Here is a 19260-nt window from a genome sequence, read left to right on the forward strand (position 1 = left end):
ATTCTGTTTAATTACAAATACTTATATTGAATATGCGTTTATGCTTGACAGTAATATGAGCTTGTGGTATAATAGATAAAAAGGGGGCATTACAATGGATATTCGTGTACTCAGATATTTTCTTGCCGTTGCAAGGGAGCAAAGCTATTCGGTCGCAGCGGAGCGGCTTTATCTTTCACAGCCCACGCTATCCCGTCAACTGAAAGAGCTGGAGGAGGAGCTTGGAAAAACTCTGCTGATAAGGTCAAACAAGGGTGTTACGCTCACCGAGGAGGGCATGATACTCCGCAAGCGTGCCGAAGAGATAGTCGAGCTGCTCGACAAGGCAGAACAGGAGGTCAAAAACAGCAGTGACAGTGTGACCGGAAAGGTCTATATCGGTGCAGGAGAGACCTATGCTATAAAGCTCATCGCTGACACCGCAAAGCATTTGCAGGCTGACAATCCCGGAATTTCCTACAACCTTTACAGTGCTGACGGCACTGACGTTCTGGAGCGTCTTGACCGTGGACTTATCGACTTCGGTATCATCTTCCAGCCCTATGACAGCACAAAGTATGAGGGTATAAAAATACCGCTTAAAGACACCTTCGGCGTGCTTATGCGCCGTGATATGCCGCTTGCGGAAAAAGATATCATAAAGCTCTCTGACCTAAAGGGTCAGCCCCTTATCGTTCCGAGACAGCAAAATCACAGCACACAGCTGTCACAAAGGATCGGAATAGCAGAGGAGGATATAAAGATCGCAGCCGAATACAATCTTGTGTATAACGGCTCTGTCATGGCGGCGGAGGGTATGGGCTACTGCCTTTGCTTTGACAGGCTTATAAACACCGAGGGCGGCAATATGTGTTTTAAATCTATAGAACCCAAGATCGAAGCGGAAAGCACTTTTGTCTGGAAGCGCTACACCGTTTTCACAAAAGCCGCAAGCCTGTTCCTGTCGCAGTTCAGGCAGGATATTGATAATTACAGGGAATAAAAAGCAAGCGCCACACCTCATGAAAAAGGTATGGCGCTTATCTTATTTATACTCCTCCCACCAATGCTCGGTGAAGGAAGAAATATCATCATAGCTTACGGTCTGGCCGATTCTCGGAGTTGCAATGTTGGCACCCTGCTCCTTGGCAGCTTTTACTGCAAGCATTAGATCTGTTTCGCCGAAATGCTCATATACCTGTGAAAACACCTCATAATAACCGCTGTCGCCTGTGTAGTAAAAACTGTGCTTGTCGGTCTTTATGTACAAGCCGCCCCATTCAGTTGCATTTTGCTTCATAGGATTTCTGCCTGTGTAGTGCTGTGAGGGAACGACGGTATATGTCACGCCGTCAAGCGTGGTGCTCTCCCACCAGCCGAGTGGGTGGAGCTTGCTTTCATCAACGCCCCAGCCCTTCAGTATCACGTCAATGCCAAGCGGTGTTACATAGTGGCTCACCTTGCTGTCAATGTCCTTGATAGTCTGATAGTCAAGGTGGTCGTAGTGATCGTGGGATATAAACAGCACATCAATATCGGGAACATTTTCGGCATCTAATGCTATATCCGAAAAGCGCTTCGGCCCTGCAAAGCTGACGGGAGAGGAACGTTCGCTGAGCACAGGGTCGATAAAGATGTTTTTCTCGCCCATCTGTACCAGCGACGAGGAGTGACCCAGCCATGTGACCTTCATTTCATCAGCGCCTGCACGGTCTATGCTGTCGATCTTCTGCACAGGGATACGGCTTTCGGGCTCGCTGCGTTCACTTTCCTTGGAGGGAGTGCCTGTCATGACCTCAAAATCCTTCTCGTTATGGAACCGCTTGTCATAGTAAAGCTCCGTCAGCTTTTCATATTCTTTCTGCTTTTCCTTGTTGGGGGTATCTCCGATCGACGGATAAAAGTTCAGAAACAGCAGACCGATGATAAGTATTATAATAACGATGATTACAAGTATCAGCAACACTTTGCCGCATATTTTTAAAGCCTTCATAAGATCACACCTTTCTTTTCTATGATCTTATTATATCACTGGTGCAGCCGAATTACAAATACTTATATCAAATATACTTCTATGCTTAAACAGAATATAAGTGAGAAGCCCTGCTCAAGAAAAGCAGGGCTGTCTATTACATATTTTCCTTGAAAAAGCTCTCCAGTTTATCAAACGGTATCTTATCCACCTGATCGTAGAGGTCGATATGTTCTGCATCGGGGACGGAATACAGCTCCTTTGGTTCGTTTGCAAGGGCATAAGCCTTTTCGCTGAAAGGCTTGGAGTGAGCTTTGTCACCTGTAACAAACAGTATCGGTCTCGGAGATATCTCACTGATATACTGGAGTGCCGAAAACTGCATCATGGCAAGCATCGAGGTATCAGTAAAGCCGCCGCTTCCGCAAATTCCTATAACACCTATTCTTTCACGGTCAACATAGGGAACTTTCGCTCCGACTCCTGTTATTTCAGCATTCCGTAATCCTCGTCCGAAACAGGCTCGCACCACTCGGTGCTACCGTCCTCGCCCTCAATTTCAATTGCAAGGTGAGAAAACCACGAATCAGGTGCGGCACCGTGCCAGTGCTTGACATTTGCAGGGATATTCACCACATCGCCGGGACGGAGCGCTCTTGCTTCTTTGCCCCACTCCTGATAGTAGCCCCGACCTCCTATGCATATAAGCATCTGACCGCCGCCGCTTTTAGCATGATGTATATGCCAGTTATTTCGGCAGGAAGGCTCAAAGGTCACGTTGTAAATCGCAAGCTGTTCGGTCGAAACAGGCGCAAGATAGCTCTGTCCGACAAAGAACTGCCCGAATGGGTTTTTCTCGCCTATGGGGAAGAAGATGGTGTTTTGATACCTGTCTTTGTCGGTAAGCTCCTCGGCCTTTTCGTTCCATACCTCTTTTGCAAGGTTAAACACTGCCCAGGCGTGCGGCCAGCCTGCATAAAAGGCTGTGTGCGTGATGACTGCTGCGATCTCCTTCTGCGAAACGCCGTGATTTTTCGCATTCATCAGGTGGAATTTCAGCGCGTCACTTGTCACGCCCTGCGACATCAGAGCGACCACCGTGATGATGCTCCGAGTTTTCAGGTCAATGTCGGTGTTGTTCCAGTTTTCCCCAAACAAAATATCATCGTTGTAACGGGCGAATTCGGGAGCAAACTCACCGAGGGCATCTCTGCCTGCGGTCTGTACTATCTTTTCTGCCATTGTATATTCCTCCTGTCACATACTTGCTTTCAGTATCTTTATAACTTCGTTTCTGTCAAGCACCTTATACCCGCCGTTTAGGATTAGAGTTGCATCGGCAATCCCCTCTATCATTTCATCGGTCGCTCCAAGCTCGGAAATTTTCATCACAAGACCAAGCTCGTTCATCCAGCTTTCCATAGCCGATAATCCTTCATTTGCAAGCTGTTCATCGGTCTTACCGTCGGGAGAGATGCCCCATACGTTCACTGCAAAGCGTGCAAACTTCTTCAAGCCGTAAGGCATGATATATCTGTAATACGGCAGGGAGACAGCAGCCAATGTCATACCGTGGGTAGCATCGGTGTAAGCGCCCACAGCCTGACCCAGCATATGCACCATCCAGTCTGTGGATTTTCCCCTTGAAACAAGGGTGTTCAGTGCCCATGTTGCCGTCCACATGATGTTTGAACGTGCCTCATAGTCCTGCGGATCAGTGACAGCCTTTCTGCTGGAAACGATAAGCGAGCGCATAAGTCCTTCGCTGATATAGTCGGAAGTGTTGTCGTCCTCGCCCGAGAAATACTGCTCGCAGATGTGGTTCATGATATCGTAGATGCCTGCACACATCTGATACTTCGGCAAAGTCATGGTGTATCTGGGATTGAGTATGGAGAACTTAGGCATTACCTCATCGCCGAAAACGTGCCCGATCTTCAAATGCTGTTCGTGATTGGTGATGACAGCTCCGCCGTTCATCTCCGAGCCTGTTCCTGCCATTGTGAGGATACAGCCCACAGGGATTATCTCGCAGTCAGGCTCCTCAAAGCGTGCGTAATATTTTTTCCACGGGTCATCATCGCAGTGAACGGAAACTGACAAAGCCTTTGAATAATCGCAGACTGAGCCGCCGCCCACAGCAAGGATAAAGTCAGTGTTATGCGCCTTGGCAATTTTTACTCCCTCTCTGAGCTTTTCTGCTGTGGGGTTTGGCATAACGCCCGATACCTCAGCCACGTTTTTTTCGCACTCCGCAAGTACAGCGATTATCTCATCATAAATACCGGTTTTCTTGACAGAACCGCCGCCGTAGACAAGCAGAACGTTTTTGCCGTAATTTGCAAGCTCATCATTCAGATAAGAGAGCGAGCCCTCGCCGAAATAGAGCTTTGTGGGGTTGTGATATGAAAAGTTACCTAACATGGGTGTACCTCCTGATCTTTATTTTCTTTATTATAACACACAAACGAGGCTATGACAAATACTTATTGAGAATAAAGGATTATTACAAATACGCATATAAAAACAGAGCTATGCTTTCCGTATGCGGTCACGGAGGACATAGCCCTTTCCTTATGCTGTGATTATATCAGTCCTTGATCTCCTGCATCATAGTTGCACCGTCCTTGAAGCCTACCTTGTAGGCAGCCCTCATCTCAGCAGCGGCGGTATCGATCACGCAGTCGAGGAGCTTGTGGAAGGATGTGAGATGTACTTTGGTCAGCGACTCCTCGAACGAGATAGCAGTCTTCTCTCACTCATCAGAGAAATGGCAGGTTTTGATAGCACCAAGCCTGCTGTATAGATCTCATTCGGTTACTCTTTGCACCTGCTTTCCTATTCATATTGCCATTATTATAGCATCGAAAGATGAGAGAGAAACACAAAAAAGTCGCACAGCTTCCATTCTCGATACACGAGAAATGATCCGAGCTGAAAAGCTCGGAAATGCAAATCGCCCCAGAGGGGCGAAAGAAGAGTAGCAACGCTGAGCTGATATGTGCGCTTTGCACCGGACTGGTTTTTGAAATTGCTTCGCACTTCACAAAAATGGTTACGATCACTTCGCAGAGCCGGACTCCGGCATGATTTTGGGGCAACACCGCTGGGCCATTGTACGTCAGACACGCAGTCAAATTTTTCGTCAGATTGGCTAAATTTACCGCAGGAATACTAACGTATTTCAAGGTAAATTTGGGTAATATGACGGAAAATTTGCAAGTGGATGGCGTGCAAAGGTATCCGCCGGTGGTTGTGCGGTATTGCCTTAAATGGATAATAGAGGAAAGCTGTGAGAAAGCTCATAGCAGGACACATGATCGTGACGGTCGCACAAATAATGGCAGTCTCAAAAATGAACGGGTGTGTTGTTTTCATATCGAATATCCTGCTTGCGATCTTGAATGAAAAAGGACTTCCTACTGTCACTTCCAGCGTATAGGCAAGGACGAACTCCACAAGCACGACTGCCCATATCGGCAGATCGTGACCGAGCATATACACGCCGCCCATTGCGTCGATCGCTTTTAGCACTCCCGTCTGTTAAGGACGATCTATCCGTGTTTGATTCGATCATTACTGTACAGACTGTCTTTTCTTCATTCTCTGCCAGCTTATAAAGCCGTATATGTCATTGACAAGGAACACGACAAAGCATATTAGAACCGAAATATAATGTATATCTTCTATACTTGCCAAATTCCAAAGTACAATCAGCACTATATCATTTGCTGCGTAAGCGACCGCAAAAAACGGTATCCTGCGAAAAGTAAGATAAACTGCTATAAAACTTGTTGTTACGGATATTGTACTCGGAATGAGATTGGCTGTATGAAAATGTCTCAAGATAAAGTAAAACAGCACAGTAACCGAAGCAGTAAGGAACAGCATAAAAACAGTTTCAGTCTTGCTGATACTCCCGACCTTAACTTCAGATTTCTTCCCATTAAAAGGATTATTGAGCCATGATACCAAAGCAATGACTGCCATAGGCATTGTCATACCGACATAGGTTATCATTTCGCCGTAATATGAGAATGAGTACGAAATGATACCGTAAAGCACGCTGAATGTGACCATTAGAACCTGACCTATAGGATTTCCCTTAGCGTTGAAGATCAATGAAGTCGCACCAATCAATGAAGCAACCAGCGATAAGCAGTTCGTCCTGTCGAAAGCGAAAAAAGCTGTTATAACAAGCAATACTGACGAAAGCCATAATGCTATTTCAAATCTCGAAAAATAGGCAGTTATTCTGTTGAGCATATCGTTTCCTCCCAAAAAAAGCATCCGAACACACATCTTCTAAGACCTAACGATGTGTATCGAATGCTTACGCATACTACCCGGTGGCAGTTTATAGTTATTTTTTTCGCAGTTTTTTGACCGCCTATTCTTTGTTATCCATGTTATTTGCTCCTTAGTCCGAAATCGGATACTGATATTATAGCACAGGGCAGTCGCTATGTCAAGTCATAAGTCCTGCGCCTCCGGAAGTATTGCAAGAAAAAAAGACAGATACCTCTTGGGAAGTATCTGTCTTTCCTTGTTATAGCCTGCTGTATAGGTCTTTACATAATAGTTGCCCTAAAACTTCTATATTAGTACCGACCTTAAGCTGTCGGGCTTGTGTTATTCAAGGTGTATTATTTGCCTCTCTTAACGTATGTTGTGTGAAGGAGCTCGTGTGCCTTGTGTGAACCGGGCTTCTCGAAGTACTCATCATAGAGGAGCTTCATAACAGGGCTCTCGTGAGACTTTCTGAGTGTGTTTGCGCTGTCAGCGTCATAGAGTGCCTTAGCTCTCTCTGTCTTAAGGTCAACGTAATTTCTTACGCTGTCGCTTACTACAGGCTGACCGCCGCCGTTGATGCAGCCGCCGGGGCAAGCCATGATCTCAACAAAGTTGTAATCCTTCTCGCCGCTGATGATGCCGTCAACGATAGTTCTTGCATTAGCAAGACCGGAAGCAACTGCTACCTTGACATCCATGCCGCCTACCTTGTAGGTAGCTTCCTTGATGCCCTCAGTACCACGGACTTCCTTGAACTCTATAGCCTTGCACTCGCCATCGAGCTTGACAGCAGCTGTTCTGAGAGCTGCTTCCATAACACCGCCGGTAGCGCCGAAGATAGTGCCTGCACCGGAAGCGATCTCGAACGGATCGTCAAACTTCTCGTCCTCGAGGTCTGTGAATACGATGCCTGCTCTCTTTATCATTCTGCCGAGCTCTCTTGTTGTGAGTGCTACGTCAACGTCCTCTAAGCCGTCTCTGAACTGCTCTTCTCTTGTTACCTCGAACTTCTTGGCTGTGCAGGGGATAACGGAAACAACGAACAGATCCTTAGGATCGATGTTGTTCTTCTGAGCATAGTAGCTCTTTATAACTGCGCCGAACATCTGCTGAGGTGACTTGCAGCTGGAGAGGTGGGGCAGGAACTCAGGATAGTAATGCTCACAGAACTTTACCCAGCCGGGGCAGCAGGAGGTGAACATAGGAAGTGTGCCGCCGTTCTGTATTCTCTCGATGAGCTCGTTAGCTTCCTCAACGATAGTAAGGTCAGCAGTAACGTCCATGTTGAATACCTCGTCAGCGCCGAGTCTTCTGATAGCGTTTACCATCTTGCCCTCAACGTTTGTACCAACGGGCATACCGAATGCTTCACCGAGCTGTGCTCTTACGGAAGGAGCTGTGAAGAATACTACCTTCTTCTTCTCGTCAGCGATAGCGTCCCATACAGCCTGCTCGCTGCTCTTTATTGTGAGTGCGCCTACGGGGCATACTACTGCGCACTGGCCGCAGCCTACGCAGGGGTTCTCTGCAAGAGGAGTATCGAATGCGCAGCCAACGTGTGCATTGAAGCCTCTCTGTATAGAACCGATAACAGCGATACCCTGTACCTTCTTGCAGACAGCTGTACATCTGCCGCAGTTGATGCACTTGTTGTTATCTCTTACGAGGTATGCAGAAGAATCGTCTATCTCCTTTGTCATTTCCTCGTGCTGGAACTTGTCCTCATCTACGCCGTAAGCTGTGCAGAGCTTCTGGAGCTCGCAGTTCTCAGCTCTTTCGCAGGAAAGGCACTTCTTGTTGTGGTTGGAAAGAAGAAGCTCTAAAGTTGTCTTTCTTGACTTTCTAACCTTAGGTGTGTTTGTCTGAACCTCCATACCCTCAGAAACGGGGTGTGTGCAGGCAGCCACAAGGCCTCTTGCGCCTGTAGCCTCAACAACGCAGATACGGCAAGCGCCGATACAGTTTATATCCTTGAGGTAGCAGAGTGTAGGTATCTCTACCTTAGCCACCTTAGCAGCGTCAAGTATAGTAGAGCCTGCGGGAACCTCAACGGGGATACCGTTTATTTTACAATGAATCATCTGATTTTCCATTAGTTAATAACCCTCCTATACCTTACTTCTTGACAACAGCCTTGAGCTTGCAGTTAGCAACGCAGACGCCGCACTTGATGCACTTGCTCTGGTCGATCTCGTAAGCTGCGAGCTTCTTGCCGGGTGCTACATAATCTGTCTGAGTGATAGCGCCTGCGGGGCAGTTCTTAGCGCACATACCGCAGCCTACGCACTTATCCTTCTCGATCTGATAGCTGAGAAGATCCTTACATACACCGGAAGGACAGCACTTGCCCTCGATATGAGCAAGGTATTCATCCTTGAAGTAATGGAGAGTAGAAAGAACAGGGTTAGGAGCAGACTGACCGAGAGCGCAGAGAGAGGAGCTCTTCATGTGGTTTGCAAGCTCGTCTATTGTGTCGAGGTCTTCCATTGTAGCCTGACCCTTTGTTATCTTTTCAAGAAGCTGGTGGAGCTTTCTTGTACCTATACGGCAGGGAGTACACTTACCGCAGGACTCATCAACTGTGAATTCGAGGTAGAACTTGGAAACGTCAACCATGCAGTTGTCCTCGTCCATTACGATAAGACCGCCCGAGCCCATCATAGAGCCGAGCTTGGAGAGTGACTCATAGTCGATAGGTGTATCTATATGCTCAGCAGGGATACAGCCGCCGGAAGGGCCGCCTGTCTGAGCTGCCTTGAACTTCTTGCCGTTCGGGATACCGCCGCCGATCTCCTCGATGATCTCACGGAGAGTTGTACCCATAGGTATCTCAACGAGACCTACGTTTGTGATCTTACCGCCGAGAGCGAATACCTTAGTACCCTTGGATGTCTCTGTACCCATGGAGTTATACCATGAAGCGCCGTGTCTGATGATCTGTGCGATATTTGCATATGTCTCAACGTTGTTGAGAAGTGTAGGCTTGCCGAAAAGACCCTTGACAGCCGGGAAAGGCGGACGGGGTCTGGGCTCACCTCTGTTACCCTCGATAGATGTAAGGAGAGCTGTTTCCTCACCGCAGACGAAAGCACCTGCGCCGAGTCTTATCTCGATATCGAAGTTAAAGCCCTTGCCGAAGATATTCTCGCCGAGCAGGCCGTATTCTCTTGCCTGGTCTATTGCTACCTGAAGTCTGTGTACAGCAACAGGATACTCAGCACGAACGTAAACGAAGCCCTTCTGAGCGCCTACTGTGTAAGCAGCGATAGCCATAGCCTCGATAACAGCGTGGGGGTCACCCTCAAGGATAGATCTGTCCATGAATGCGCCGGGGTCGCCCTCGTCAGCGTTACAAGCAACATACTTCACATCGCCGGGAGCGTCCTTTGTGAACATCCACTTTCTGCCCGTGGGGAAGCCTGCGCCGCCTCTGCCACGGAGGCCGGAGTCGAGCACTTCCTGAGCCACCTGGTCAGGTGTCATGGAATCGAGTACCTTATAAAGAGCCTGGTAGCCCTCTGTAGCGATATACTCCTCGATATTCTCAGGGTCGATAACGCCGCAGTTACGGAGAGCTATTCTCTTCTGCTTCTTATAGAAGTTTGTCTCATAGAGAGAGATGATAGAGCCGTCTTCCTTAACGGTCTCCTTATAGAGAAGATCCTTGCATACCTCACCCTTTACAAGGTGCTCGTCAACGATCCTCTTAATGCCCTCGGGAGTAGCCTGTGAATAGAAGCTGCCCTCAGGGTAAACGATAACGATCGGGCCAAGTGAGCAAAGGCCGAAGCAGCCTGTTCTTACAACGAGTATCTCGTCCTGAATGCCCTGAGCCTTGAGCTCATCGTTAAGAGCGTCAAGTATCTTCATGCTGCCCGAAGAAGTACAGCCTGTACCGCCGCAGACAAGGATCTGCTTACGGTACTGAGTCTCTTTAGCGAGCTTTTCGCCTTCCTCAGCTATTATAGTTCTTACCTTAACGATATCCGCACGGGAATCTCTTATTTTATTAAGCTGTTCAATTGTCATAGCGCTGTATTCCCTCCCTTATTCCTTGTAGCTGTCGAGTATCTTGCCGACTTCTTTAGCTGTGAGCTTACCGTAAACGTCCTCATCGATGGTCATTACGGGTGCAAGGCCGCAAGCACCTACGCAGCGGCAGGAATCGATAGAGAACAGGCCGTCCTCTGTGCATTCACCGCTCTTGATGCCGAGCTTCTGCTCTACTGCCTCGAGCACCTTATCGGAGCCCTTTACATAGCAGGCAGTACCAAGGCAAACGCTTATCTTATGCTTGCCCTTAGGTGTGAGTGAGAACTGGGAGTAGAATGTAGCTACACCGAATACCTCGGAGAGCGATACTCCAAGACCGTCTGCGATCTTTGACTGTACCTCGACAGGAAGGTAGCCGTAAATGCCCTGTGCCTCCTGAAGTGTAGGCATAAGGCCGCCGGGCTGGTCATGATGCTTAGCGATGACTTCCATCAGCTGCTTTTCCTGCTCGGGTGTACCGTTAAATGGAACCGAGTTCTTTTCTGACATAATATTCCTCCTCAATAAAATAAAATGTACAAAAATGGTATACTTTTATGCCCATACTCAGGCACAATTATATAAATCTATTATATAACAAAATCCGCCGAATTTCAAGCGTTTTTAGGCACTTATTACAGTTTTACAAAAATTTCAGCACTTTGACAAAGTTTTGTCAATATTTTTGTGCAAGACTCTGTTTCGAGTAAGCAGCCGCTAACTGCAAAGCGCCTATCTACGGGCATTTCTATGCTTTATCACCTTAAATCGGTAAACAATATGGATAGAATCAGTCTGCTTTAGAACAGGTAACAGTTAACAGGTAACAGGTAACAGTTGAGGTGTGCGGCGACGCCGCTTATTGCAAGTTTCGCTTTGCGAAACTTGGCTGTGAAGCGCAAGCAGACGAGCCCCATATCGGGCGGAAACGCTGCGCTCAGTGAATAGTGAAGAGTGAAGAGTGAAGAATGAATAATTGAGTGAACCTGTATAATAAAACTACACATTTGAAGTTAATAATGATATAATATAAAAAAAGGAGTTGGCTTCAAATGAGCACACATGGAGAAAACAGTCGGGAATTCAAATTTAAGATCATGGAACTGCACTTCAAAGATAACATATCTGTGAAAGTGTTATCCGAAAAATTCGCAATACCGGAGCAAACGATCTACACATGGCGCAGAGAGTACAGAAAGTACGGCGAGGATGCATTTGTAGGCTGTGGGAAACAGCGTCCGCAGGATGCAGAACTTAGGCGATTGAAGAAAGAAAACGAAAAGCTCAGGATGCAGGTAGAGATCTTAAAAAAAGTTGCGGCATATCAGGCAGAGCAAGAGTCAAAGAAAAGATAGATGACTTGCGGGCGAGAGGATTGGATAAATATCCGATCAATCTGGTATGTCAGACTCTCGGGATAAGTACAAGATCATATTATGACCGAAAGGAAAACCCTCGCAGCAACAAAGAAAAAGAAGATCTGGAGCTTGTAGAGAAAATGCAGACGATCTTCGCTGAAAGCTATGAGGAGTATGGCAGAGTGCGTATGAAAAAAGCACTTGAAGAAGCCGGATACCCGATGAGTGAGGGGAAAGTCGGAAGGCTGATGCGTCAAGGAAATATGTACCCGAAAAAATGCAAAAAATATAGGGCAACGACCAACAGCAGGCACAAGTATCAAGTTGCAGAAAATCTTCTTGACCGCAATTTTAATGCTGATAAGCCAAACCGAAAGTGGTGCGGAGACAGCACTTACATATGGACAGACGAAGGCTGGCTGTACGCAGCAGGGATAATAGACCTATGTGCACGTGATTGTGTCGGATTAAGCTTTAGCAGCAAACACACGCAGGAACTGATGATCGATTCGCTTGATCAGGCATTCAAAAAATACAAGCCGGGCGAAGGACTGCTGTTCCATTCTGACCGAGGCGTGCAATATGCTTCCAATGCATACAAAAACAAGCTTCATAAGTACAAGATGATCCAAAGTATGTCTCGAAGCGGTGTGCCATATGACAATGCACCTATGGAAAGCTTCTGGGCAACGGTCAAAAATGCCTGTGTACATGGCTGTAGGTTCAAAACGAGGAAGGAAGCCGAGCTAAAAATATTTGAATACGTCTTTGGCTTTTACAACACACATCGTTATCACAGCTCAAACGGCTTAAAAACGCCATATGAGCTCAGAAATGAAAAGCTTTCTATTGGCTGATATCAATAGTTTTATTAACTTTATGTGTGCAGAAAACTTGACAGGTTCAGAGGTGCGCCTGACGGCGATTATGCCCATTCGGGCAATATGTGACCGAGGAAAGGTCAGTCCGAAGGGGGTGGCGAAGGCGAAGCCGGAGCAGGGGGGCGACCGGAAAGCCCCCCTACCGTAGCGTAAGAACAGTGAGAGCCTACCCTTGAAGCTATTTTGTAGGAGAGATTTTCCTTCAAGGCGGCTCTCTCGCTCCCAAGGGGTACACGAGGGGCTTTCCGGTCGCCCCTCGACCCTTCGGAAGCACGTCCTGCGGTTTTAACAATACCGTCAGGTCTGCACGCCCGAATGGGCATAAGCGGCGCAGCCGCTCCTCACCTGTTACCTGTTACCTGTAACCTGTTACCTGAAAAAAACCTCCCCCGAGGAAAGCCTCAGGGGAAGAATAACTGTTTTATATCCATGCACCGTAAGGCGCATATCTTTGAACCTGTCAAGTTTTCTGCACACATAAAGTTAATAAAACTATTGATATCAGCCAATAGAAAGCTTTTCATTTCTGAGCTCATATGGCGTTTTTAAGCCGTTTGAGCTGTGATAACGATGTGTGTTGTAAAAGCCAAAGACGTATTCAAATATTTTTAGCTCGGCTTCCTTCCTCGTTTTGAACCTACAGCCATGTACACAGGCATTTTTGACCGTTGCCCAGAAGCTTTCCATAGGTGCATTGTCATATGGCACACCGCTTCGAGACATACTTTGGATCATCTTGTACTTATGAAGCTTGTTTTTGTATGCATTGGAAGCATATTGCACGCCTCGGTCAGAATGGAACAGCAGTCCTTCGCCCGGCTTGTATTTTTTGAATGCCTGATCAAGCGAATCGATCATCAGTTCCTGCGTGTGTTTGCTGCTAAAGCTTAATCCGACACAATCACGTGCACATAGGTCTATTATCCCTGCTGCGTACAGCCAGCCTTCGTCTGTCCATATGTAAGTGCTGTCTCCGCACCACTTTCGGTTTGGCTTATCAGCATTAAAATTGCGGTCAAGAAGATTTTCTGCAACTTGATACTTGTGCCTGCTGTTGGTCGTTGCCCTATATTTTTTGCATTTTTTCGGGTACATATTTCCTTGACGCATCAGCCTTCCGACTTTCCCCTCACTCATCGGGTATCCGGCTTCTTCAAGTGCTTTTTTCATACGCACTCTGCCATACTCCTCATAGCTTTCAGCGAAGATCGTCTGCATTTTCTCTACAAGCTCCAGATCTTCTTTTTCTTTGTTGCTGCGAGGGTTTTCCTTTCGGTCATAATATGATCTTGTACTTATCCCGAGAGTCTGACATACCAGATTGATCGGATATTTATCCAATCCTCTCGCCCGCAAGTCATCTATCTTTTCTTTGACTCTTGCTCTGCCTGATATGCCGCAACTTTTTTTAGGATCTCTACCTGCATCCTGAGCTTTTCGTTTTCTTTCTTCAATCGCCTAAGTTCTGCATCCTGCGGACGCTGTTTCCCACAGCCTACAAATGCATCCTCGCCGTACTTTCTGTACTCTCTGCGCCATGTGTAGATCGTTTGCTCCGGTATTGCGAATTTTTCGGATAACACTTTCACAGATATGTTATCTTTGAAGTGCAGTTCCATGATCTTAAATTTGAATTCCCGACTGTTTTCTCCATGTGTGCTCATTTGAAGCCAACTCCTTTTTTTATATTATATCATTATTAACTTCAAATGTGTAGTTTTATTATACAGGTTCACACAATTATGCATTATGCATTCTTAATCTGCAAAGTACTCATTGTACCATACAAGGAATGTGTATATCGTCCAGATCTTTCTCCACAGGTCGGAGTTGCCGCCGACGTATTCGTCCCAGATCTTCTTTACTTCATCAGCATTGAAGAACTTGTCGGCTGTCTCGGAAAAGAGCATATTCTTTACCGGGGCATTGTATTTCTCGTCGGACATCCAGTATCTTATCGGAACGACAAAGCCCAGCTTCTTGCGGAATGCTATCTCCTCGGGGAGCACCTTTGCGGCAGCTGTTCTGAATGCGACCTTGTTCTGCTCCTCGTTTACCTTGAAGCGTGAGGGCATACGGGAGGCTATGTCAAATATGCGCCTGTCGGTAAGGGGCATTCTTATCTCTAAGCCTGCGGCCTCGCTCATCTTGTCAACGTTTAAGTAAATGTCGCCTTCGAGCCATATCTGTATGTCAACATCGCTCATCTTGGTAAGCGGGTCAAGACCCTCTGTCTCCTCGTAGATATTCTTGACAAGGTCTATCGGGAGCACGCCCTCGACATAGTTTTTGAGCAGTGCCTTCTTCTCGTCTTCCTTCATGATGTTGGTGTTGCCGACATAGAAGGTCTTTAGATTGTCGCCGTAGCGCTCGGCGTTGCGGTACATATTGTAGCCGCCGAAGAATTCATCAGAGCCCTCGCCCGAGTAGCAGAGCTTTGTGTGCTTTGCTGTCTCCTTGCAGCCTATAGCGAAAACTATGGCCGAAGCATCGCCCAAAGGCTGCTCCATGCCCTTCATAACGTAAGGCACTGCATCAAAGTACATCTCAGGTGTTATGCGGCAGCGTGAGAAGCCACGGCCAAGCAGCTCGGCTGTCTTTGCTGCGAGGGGGGATTCGTCAAAGCGCTCGTCGTCATAGCCGCACGAGTCGGTCATCTGAGCGTCGCTCATAGCAAGCACATAGGAAGAATCAACACCGCCCGAAAGGAAGCTCTCGGCAGTCTCCTCAGGGAGCTTTACCTGCGGCATGATAGATGCAAGGGTGTTGTGTATCTCGTCAGCCCAGTCTTCAAGCGACTTGCTCTCATCGGGCTTGAAGGTAGGTGTCCAGTAGCGTGTTACTGTAAGCTTTCCGTTTACAAATTCAAGATAGTGGCCGGGCATGAGCTTTTTAACGCCCTCGAAGAAGGTCTCCTCGCCTGCCACATAGGTGAGTGTCATATAGAGCTGGAGCGACTTAGGGTTCAGCTTTTTCTCAAAGCCCTCACCCTCCAAGATGCTCTTGATAAATGTACCGTAGAGCAGCTTATTATCCTTAGTCACATAGTAATAGAAGGGCTTAGTGCCGAAGTGGTCACGAACAGCAAAGAGCTTATCGCCGTCCTCGATAGCGAATGCGAACATACCGTAGAGGTGGTCTGCGATATCCCTGCCCCACTTCTCATAAGCTGCGACTATAATAGCCTTTTCTCTGTCCTTAGGTGCGAGTTCCTTAGAAACGCCGAGCTCCTCACAAAGCTCCGCCCAGTTTCTGATATGACCTCTGTATTCCTTTAATATGATAGCCATAAAATATCCTCCGTTCAGGTGTGATTTTGTACCTTTATTATTATAGCAAAAAAAGTATATGCTGTCAACAACATAAAAATGCACCTTTGTCAGGTAACAGGAGAAACGCTGCGCTCAGTGAATAGTGAAGAGTTACCGCCCGAATGGGCATCTCGTCGGCGTAAGCCAAGTTATGCGAAGCGAAACTTGCGTCCTTTAAGCCTTTGGCTTAAAGACAATACACCACAACTGTTACCTGTTACCTGTTAACTGTTAACTAAAAAAAGCTCGCCCCCGGCAGATGCTCGGGGGCGGTGTGTGGTACTGATGTCAGTACACAGAGGTGTTTTATTATGGGGCTGCCGCAGCGTCTGCCTGTGCCTGTGAAGCAGGCGAGATAGTGCCGTGCTGCTGCTGCCTTGCTATCCTCTCGGCTTCCTTGAAGGTCTTGCCGAGGTCGGATATCATGGGTATGACCTCTTTGATGAGGCTCACGTCCTTGTGAATGTTGCCTGTGGTTATACGCCAGATGAAGTAATCATAAAGCCTTGCATAATCCATTGCTATCTCGTACTGCATATCAAGCGTGCTGTCAAGATAACGGATTATCCGCTCTGCTTTTTGCAGGCTCTCGTTTGCCTTGGCGTAATCCTTCTCCTCGATGTATATAACGCCCTCATTAAGACGCTTTACACAGGTCTCGAACAGCAGGACGAGCATCTCACCCTGCGTCATTGTGTTTATTGACTGTTCACGGTACTTCTTGTATGGGTTTTCAGCCATAGCCTAAACACTTCCTTTTATAGTTTTTTAGAAGCCCATCATCTGACCGAGATATGTGCTTGTAGAATTCATGTTTGCAAGTGCTGTCTCCATCGAGTTGAACTGCTTCCAGTATCTGTCCTTGTTGGAGTCGTACTTTGCCTGAAGACGCTTGATGTACTCGTTTATCGTGTCCATCTGCTTCTTCATGTTGTTGGTCTGCTCGCTTACCTTGCCCTTGACACCTGCCATCTGAACAAGTGTACCGGGTGAAGCCAGCGACGTGCTCGCCGTGTTCTTGCAGGCGGTGTTGAGCTTTGTGGCAACGTTTGTGAAGGTGGATATAACGTCATCACCGTTCTCCTCTATCGCCTTTCTGAGCTTATCCTCGTCTATTTCGAGCTTGCCGTAGTCCTTCCAGTCGCTTGAAGAATCTATGCCGAACATCGAAAGCGAGAAGCCGTTGTCAGCCTTTGAGTAGAGCACCTTTCTCATGTTGGTGAGGAAGGAATTTATATCGCTGTCGCCGCTTAAAAGACCTGTCTTGGATTTCTCCTCCCACTTCTTTATCTCGCTCTCGCTCATCTCGTCCTTCTGATCGTCGGTAAGCGGTGCGTAGTCCTTGTAGGACTTTGACTCGTGGGTGAGCTTGTTGAGGTCTCCGATAAGGGTGTTATAATCATCCACGAAGCTCTTTATCGTCTTGACTATCTCGTCGGTGTTCTTTGAAGCCGTGAGCGTTGCCGCCTTGTCCTCAGTGCCGTTTGCAGCCTGGAGCTTGCCGTCAGGCGCTGTGAGCAGGTTGCCCCGGCCGTCAAAGTAATCGCCCGTAACAGCCTTTGCCTGGAAGGATATGCCGTTTACCGAGATATTGTTTGACATTCTCTCGACAGTCACGCCGTCGATATTGACGATAGCGTTCTTGCCCTCACTGAGTGTCGCACCTGCAAAGAACTTCTGTGCAAAGCCGCCCTCAACGTTTATGTCGAAGCCCTCGCCTGTCTGTGTGCTTTCAAGAGTGAAGCTGTCAGAAAGCGAGTTGTAGCTCATCTTGACACCTGCATCGGACGAGTTGACCTGCTTGATGACATCAGCGATCGTGGTGTTCTTATCAAAGGTGAATTCCTTGCCGTTCACCGAGAAGGAATAGTCATCCATACCCAAAGCGCCGAGCTTTGTCGATGTGGTAAGTCTCGTGCAGGAGCCTGCCTCGATACCTATCGCCTTGCTGTCGCCCGAGAAGCTGAGCGTCTGGCCGTTTCTTGCACTTATAGTGTCGCCGTCAATGGTGACGTTGTTGCCGAAAGCGCTCTTAAGGCCTGATGCAAGGCTTGCCTTTACCTCATTGGCCGTGCCGTTGGTAATAGTTATATCCTTGCTCTTGCCGTCAAGAGTAACTGTTATAGTTGCGCTCTCCGGCGGTGTTGCCGAGAGCTTGGAAGCGTCTGCCTCGGTCTTTGACTCATAGGAGTAGCTGTTGCTCTCGCTGAGTGTCATAGCCTTAAGGCCGAGCGTTGAAAGCGCATTTGACGTGCCGCCTATCTCAACATTGCCCTCGACAGTGCTATCAGCCTTGACGGTTATCTTGCCCTCTTCGCTCTTTTCAAGAGTAACGCCGCCGAGGCCTTTTGCTGCAAGAGCATCGTTTATCTTGGTTATCATATTATCGACACTGTAGTTGCCGTCCTCGCCCTTTTCGGAATCAACGAGGTCAACATCTACCTTCACATCGCCCACAGTGAATGTGATATTCTGTGTAGGTGTCGAGAAATACGATTCAAGGCTGCTGCCGATATCATTCATCTGAATAGAGCCCTGGCCTATCTTACCGGTCGTGAGCTTTGTAGCAGATGCCACCTGAGCGACCTGGATATTCATCTCCTCAGCCGCATCAGACGATGCACTGATGATCTTTACAGCCGAGCTGGAGCTCTCAGTATTCATCTTACTATAAGTAGAGGTAAGGCGAAGGCTGGTGCCTGATGAGATATCAAGGTATTTGCTCTGGAAAGAATTTATCTTTGAGATAACGTCTCTGTACGCATCCTGCTTCCATTCAAGCTGCGTCTTCTTCTGGTTCTGCTGGTCGATCTTGGTCTGTATGCCTGAGAGCATGGATTTGACCATACTTTCGGTATCAACGCCAGATGCAAGGCCTGAAAGTCCCGAGCTTGAATACGAATAATTAGAAGAAGTACTGTTATTATCCGATGAAACTTTCATACTATCACCCTTTCGTAATACTTTAAAACTCTTATCCTCCCTGACAAGAGGCTATTATCCTTGTAATATATATCGGCACCACATTTTTAAATTAAATAGCCGGAATAAGATTTTTTAATAAATTTTTACAGGCGCTTTTTCAATGCAGAATTAAGAATGCATAATGCATAATTGAGGTGTCGGCTTATGCCGACGGATGGCCATTCGGCCGGTTGGTCGGACGATTTCAGCTAAGCCATAAGATAATTGCACCCGAAGGGGGCTGTCTTCGTCTTCGTCCTTGTCGTAAGTGTCAGGCTATACCGAAGGGGGGTGCGGCAGCTTCGCTGACGCAGGGGTGGCGCATGAGCTGTCTGCGACAGCTCGAAAGCCCCCCTACACCGTAGCGTAGTAATAAGCAAACAGTTGCCTTACGCTGTTTTGTGGGAGTGCTTGCCTTCAAGGCGACTCTCTCGTCCTCAGGGGGTACACGAGGGGCTTTCCGGTCGCCC

17 protein-coding genes and 1 pseudogene are annotated in these 19260 nt (G+C 47.5%); 4 read left to right on the forward strand and 14 right to left on the reverse strand.

The window, feature by feature from the left end:
• The first annotated feature begins 94 nt into the window (after positions 1-94).
• Complete coding sequence (locus CD05_RS0113215; protein ID WP_028510887.1) at positions 95-982, forward strand: LysR family transcriptional regulator; 888 nt, start codon at positions 95-97, stop codon at positions 980-982.
• A 42-nt stretch (positions 983-1024) separates the two neighbouring features.
• Here the strand turns inward: CD05_RS0113215 and CD05_RS0113220 are convergent, their stop codons facing one another.
• The 5 genes and pseudogenes from CD05_RS0113220 to CD05_RS18700 form a co-directional block, all read right to left on the reverse strand.
• Positions 1025-1972 carry an MBL fold metallo-hydrolase gene (locus CD05_RS0113220; RefSeq protein ID WP_028510888.1) on the reverse strand — a complete coding sequence of 316 codons (948 nt, stop codon included), beginning with the start codon at positions 1970-1972 and terminating at the stop codon, positions 1025-1027.
• A 136-nt stretch (positions 1973-2108) separates the two neighbouring features.
• Positions 2109-2483 carry an alpha/beta hydrolase gene (locus CD05_RS20955; RefSeq protein ID WP_198021597.1) on the reverse strand — a complete coding sequence of 125 codons (375 nt, stop codon included), beginning with the start codon at positions 2481-2483 and terminating at the stop codon, positions 2109-2111.
• The gene (locus CD05_RS0113230; protein ID WP_028510890.1) at positions 2438-3193 is read right to left on the reverse strand and encodes a carboxymuconolactone decarboxylase family protein; all 756 of its coding nucleotides are present in this window, start codon (positions 3191-3193) and stop codon (positions 2438-2440) included. Before CD05_RS0113230 ends, CD05_RS20955 begins: the two co-directional genes overlap by 46 nt.
• 15 nt (positions 3194-3208) lie before the next feature.
• The gene (locus tag CD05_RS0113235; protein WP_028510891.1) at positions 3209-4375 is read right to left on the reverse strand and encodes an iron-containing alcohol dehydrogenase; all 1167 of its coding nucleotides are present in this window, start codon (positions 4373-4375) and stop codon (positions 3209-3211) included.
• A 166-nt stretch (positions 4376-4541) separates the two neighbouring features.
• Positions 4542-4736: pseudogene (locus CD05_RS18700) on the reverse strand (DUF6809 family protein).
• 507 nt (positions 4737-5243) lie between these two features.
• On the opposite strand from CD05_RS18700, the gene CD05_RS20705 reads away from it, so the two are divergent.
• Positions 5244-5393: a hypothetical protein gene (locus CD05_RS20705; RefSeq protein WP_156947485.1), complete on the forward strand. Its 150-nt coding sequence runs from the start codon at positions 5244-5246 to the stop codon at positions 5391-5393.
• Positions 5394-5527: 134 nt separating this feature from the next.
• Here CD05_RS20705 and pnuC read toward each other — a convergent pair whose 3' ends face one another.
• From pnuC to nuoE, 4 genes are all read right to left on the reverse strand, one after another.
• Entirely contained in the window at positions 5528-6217 is a 690-nt protein-coding gene (pnuC, locus tag CD05_RS0113250; protein WP_028510892.1) for a nicotinamide riboside transporter PnuC, read from the reverse strand.
• Between the two features lie 380 nt (positions 6218-6597).
• The gene (locus tag CD05_RS0113255; RefSeq protein WP_028510893.1) at positions 6598-8337 is read right to left on the reverse strand and encodes an NADH-dependent [FeFe] hydrogenase, group A6; all 1740 of its coding nucleotides are present in this window, start codon (positions 8335-8337) and stop codon (positions 6598-6600) included.
• A 22-nt stretch (positions 8338-8359) separates the two neighbouring features.
• The gene (locus CD05_RS0113260) at positions 8360-10273 is read right to left on the reverse strand and encodes an NADH-ubiquinone oxidoreductase-F iron-sulfur binding region domain-containing protein (protein WP_028510894.1); all 1914 of its coding nucleotides are present in this window, start codon (positions 10271-10273) and stop codon (positions 8360-8362) included.
• 18 nt (positions 10274-10291) lie between these two features.
• Entirely contained in the window at positions 10292-10786 is a 495-nt protein-coding gene (gene nuoE, locus CD05_RS0113265; protein ID WP_037323020.1) for an NADH-quinone oxidoreductase subunit NuoE, read from the reverse strand.
• Between the two features lie 542 nt (positions 10787-11328).
• Between nuoE and CD05_RS0113270 the strand changes: the two genes are divergently transcribed.
• A complete protein-coding gene (locus CD05_RS0113270) occupies positions 11329-11631 on the forward strand; it encodes a helix-turn-helix domain-containing protein (protein WP_028509370.1) in 303 nt (100 codons plus the stop codon).
• Positions 11632-11636: 5 nt separating this feature from the next.
• The gene (locus tag CD05_RS0113275) at positions 11637-12491 is read left to right on the forward strand and encodes an IS3 family transposase (protein ID WP_242841261.1); all 855 of its coding nucleotides are present in this window, start codon (positions 11637-11639) and stop codon (positions 12489-12491) included.
• A 525-nt stretch (positions 12492-13016) separates the two neighbouring features.
• Here the strand turns inward: CD05_RS0113275 and CD05_RS0113285 are convergent.
• From CD05_RS0113285 to fliD, 5 genes are all read right to left on the reverse strand, one after another.
• A complete protein-coding gene (locus CD05_RS0113285) occupies positions 13017-13856 on the reverse strand; it encodes an IS3 family transposase (protein WP_028510669.1) in 840 nt (279 codons plus the stop codon).
• Between the two features lie 20 nt (positions 13857-13876).
• Entirely contained in the window at positions 13877-14179 is a 303-nt protein-coding gene (locus CD05_RS0113290; RefSeq protein ID WP_028509370.1) for a helix-turn-helix domain-containing protein, read from the reverse strand.
• A gap of 93 nt (positions 14180-14272) precedes the next feature.
• Positions 14273-15805 carry an asparagine synthase-related protein gene (locus CD05_RS0113295; RefSeq protein WP_037323021.1) on the reverse strand — a complete coding sequence of 511 codons (1533 nt, stop codon included), beginning with the start codon at positions 15803-15805 and terminating at the stop codon, positions 14273-14275.
• A 330-nt stretch (positions 15806-16135) separates the two neighbouring features.
• A complete protein-coding gene (fliS, locus tag CD05_RS18710; protein WP_051589023.1) occupies positions 16136-16567 on the reverse strand; it encodes a flagellar export chaperone FliS in 432 nt (143 codons plus the stop codon).
• A 27-nt stretch (positions 16568-16594) separates the two neighbouring features.
• Entirely contained in the window at positions 16595-18769 is a 2175-nt protein-coding gene (fliD, locus tag CD05_RS20005; RefSeq protein ID WP_028510898.1) for a flagellar filament capping protein FliD, read from the reverse strand.
• Positions 18770-19260 lie beyond the last annotated feature (491 nt).

The sequence above is a fragment of the Ruminococcus sp. NK3A76 genome (genome assembly GCF_000686125.1).
In the GTDB taxonomy this organism is placed as follows: Bacteria; Bacillota; Clostridia; order Oscillospirales; family Ruminococcaceae; genus NK3A76.

Bases quoted from the DNA above. Each gene is read 5' to 3' on its own strand.
- CD05_RS0113215 (WP_028510887.1), top strand. From the start codon at position 95: ATGGATATTCGTGTACTCAGATATTTTCTTGCCGTTGCAAGGGAGCAA.
- CD05_RS0113220 (WP_028510888.1), bottom strand. From the start codon at position 1,972: ATGAAGGCTTTAAAAATATGCGGCAAAGTGTTGCTGATACTTGTAATC.
- CD05_RS0113230 (WP_028510890.1), bottom strand. From the start codon at position 3,193: ATGGCAGAAAAGATAGTACAGACCGCAGGCAGAGATGCCCTCGGTGAG.
- CD05_RS0113235 (WP_028510891.1), bottom strand. From the start codon at position 4,375: ATGTTAGGTAACTTTTCATATCACAACCCCACAAAGCTCTATTTCGGC.
- pnuC (WP_028510892.1), bottom strand. From the start codon at position 6,217: ATGCTCAACAGAATAACTGCCTATTTTTCGAGATTTGAAATAGCATTA.
- CD05_RS0113255 (WP_028510893.1), bottom strand. From the start codon at position 8,337: ATGGAAAATCAGATGATTCATTGTAAAATAAACGGTATCCCCGTTGAG.
- CD05_RS0113260 (WP_028510894.1), bottom strand. From the start codon at position 10,273: ATGACAATTGAACAGCTTAATAAAATAAGAGATTCCCGTGCGGATATC.
- nuoE (WP_037323020.1), bottom strand. From the start codon at position 10,786: ATGTCAGAAAAGAACTCGGTTCCATTTAACGGTACACCCGAGCAGGAA.
- CD05_RS0113270 (WP_028509370.1), top strand. From the start codon at position 11,329: ATGAGCACACATGGAGAAAACAGTCGGGAATTCAAATTTAAGATCATG.
- CD05_RS0113290 (WP_028509370.1), bottom strand. From the start codon at position 14,179: ATGAGCACACATGGAGAAAACAGTCGGGAATTCAAATTTAAGATCATG.
- CD05_RS0113295 (WP_037323021.1), bottom strand. From the start codon at position 15,805: ATGGCTATCATATTAAAGGAATACAGAGGTCATATCAGAAACTGGGCG.
- fliS (WP_051589023.1), bottom strand. From the start codon at position 16,567: ATGGCTGAAAACCCATACAAGAAGTACCGTGAACAGTCAATAAACACA.
- fliD (WP_028510898.1), bottom strand. From the start codon at position 18,769: ATGAAAGTTTCATCGGATAATAACAGTACTTCTTCTAATTATTCGTAT.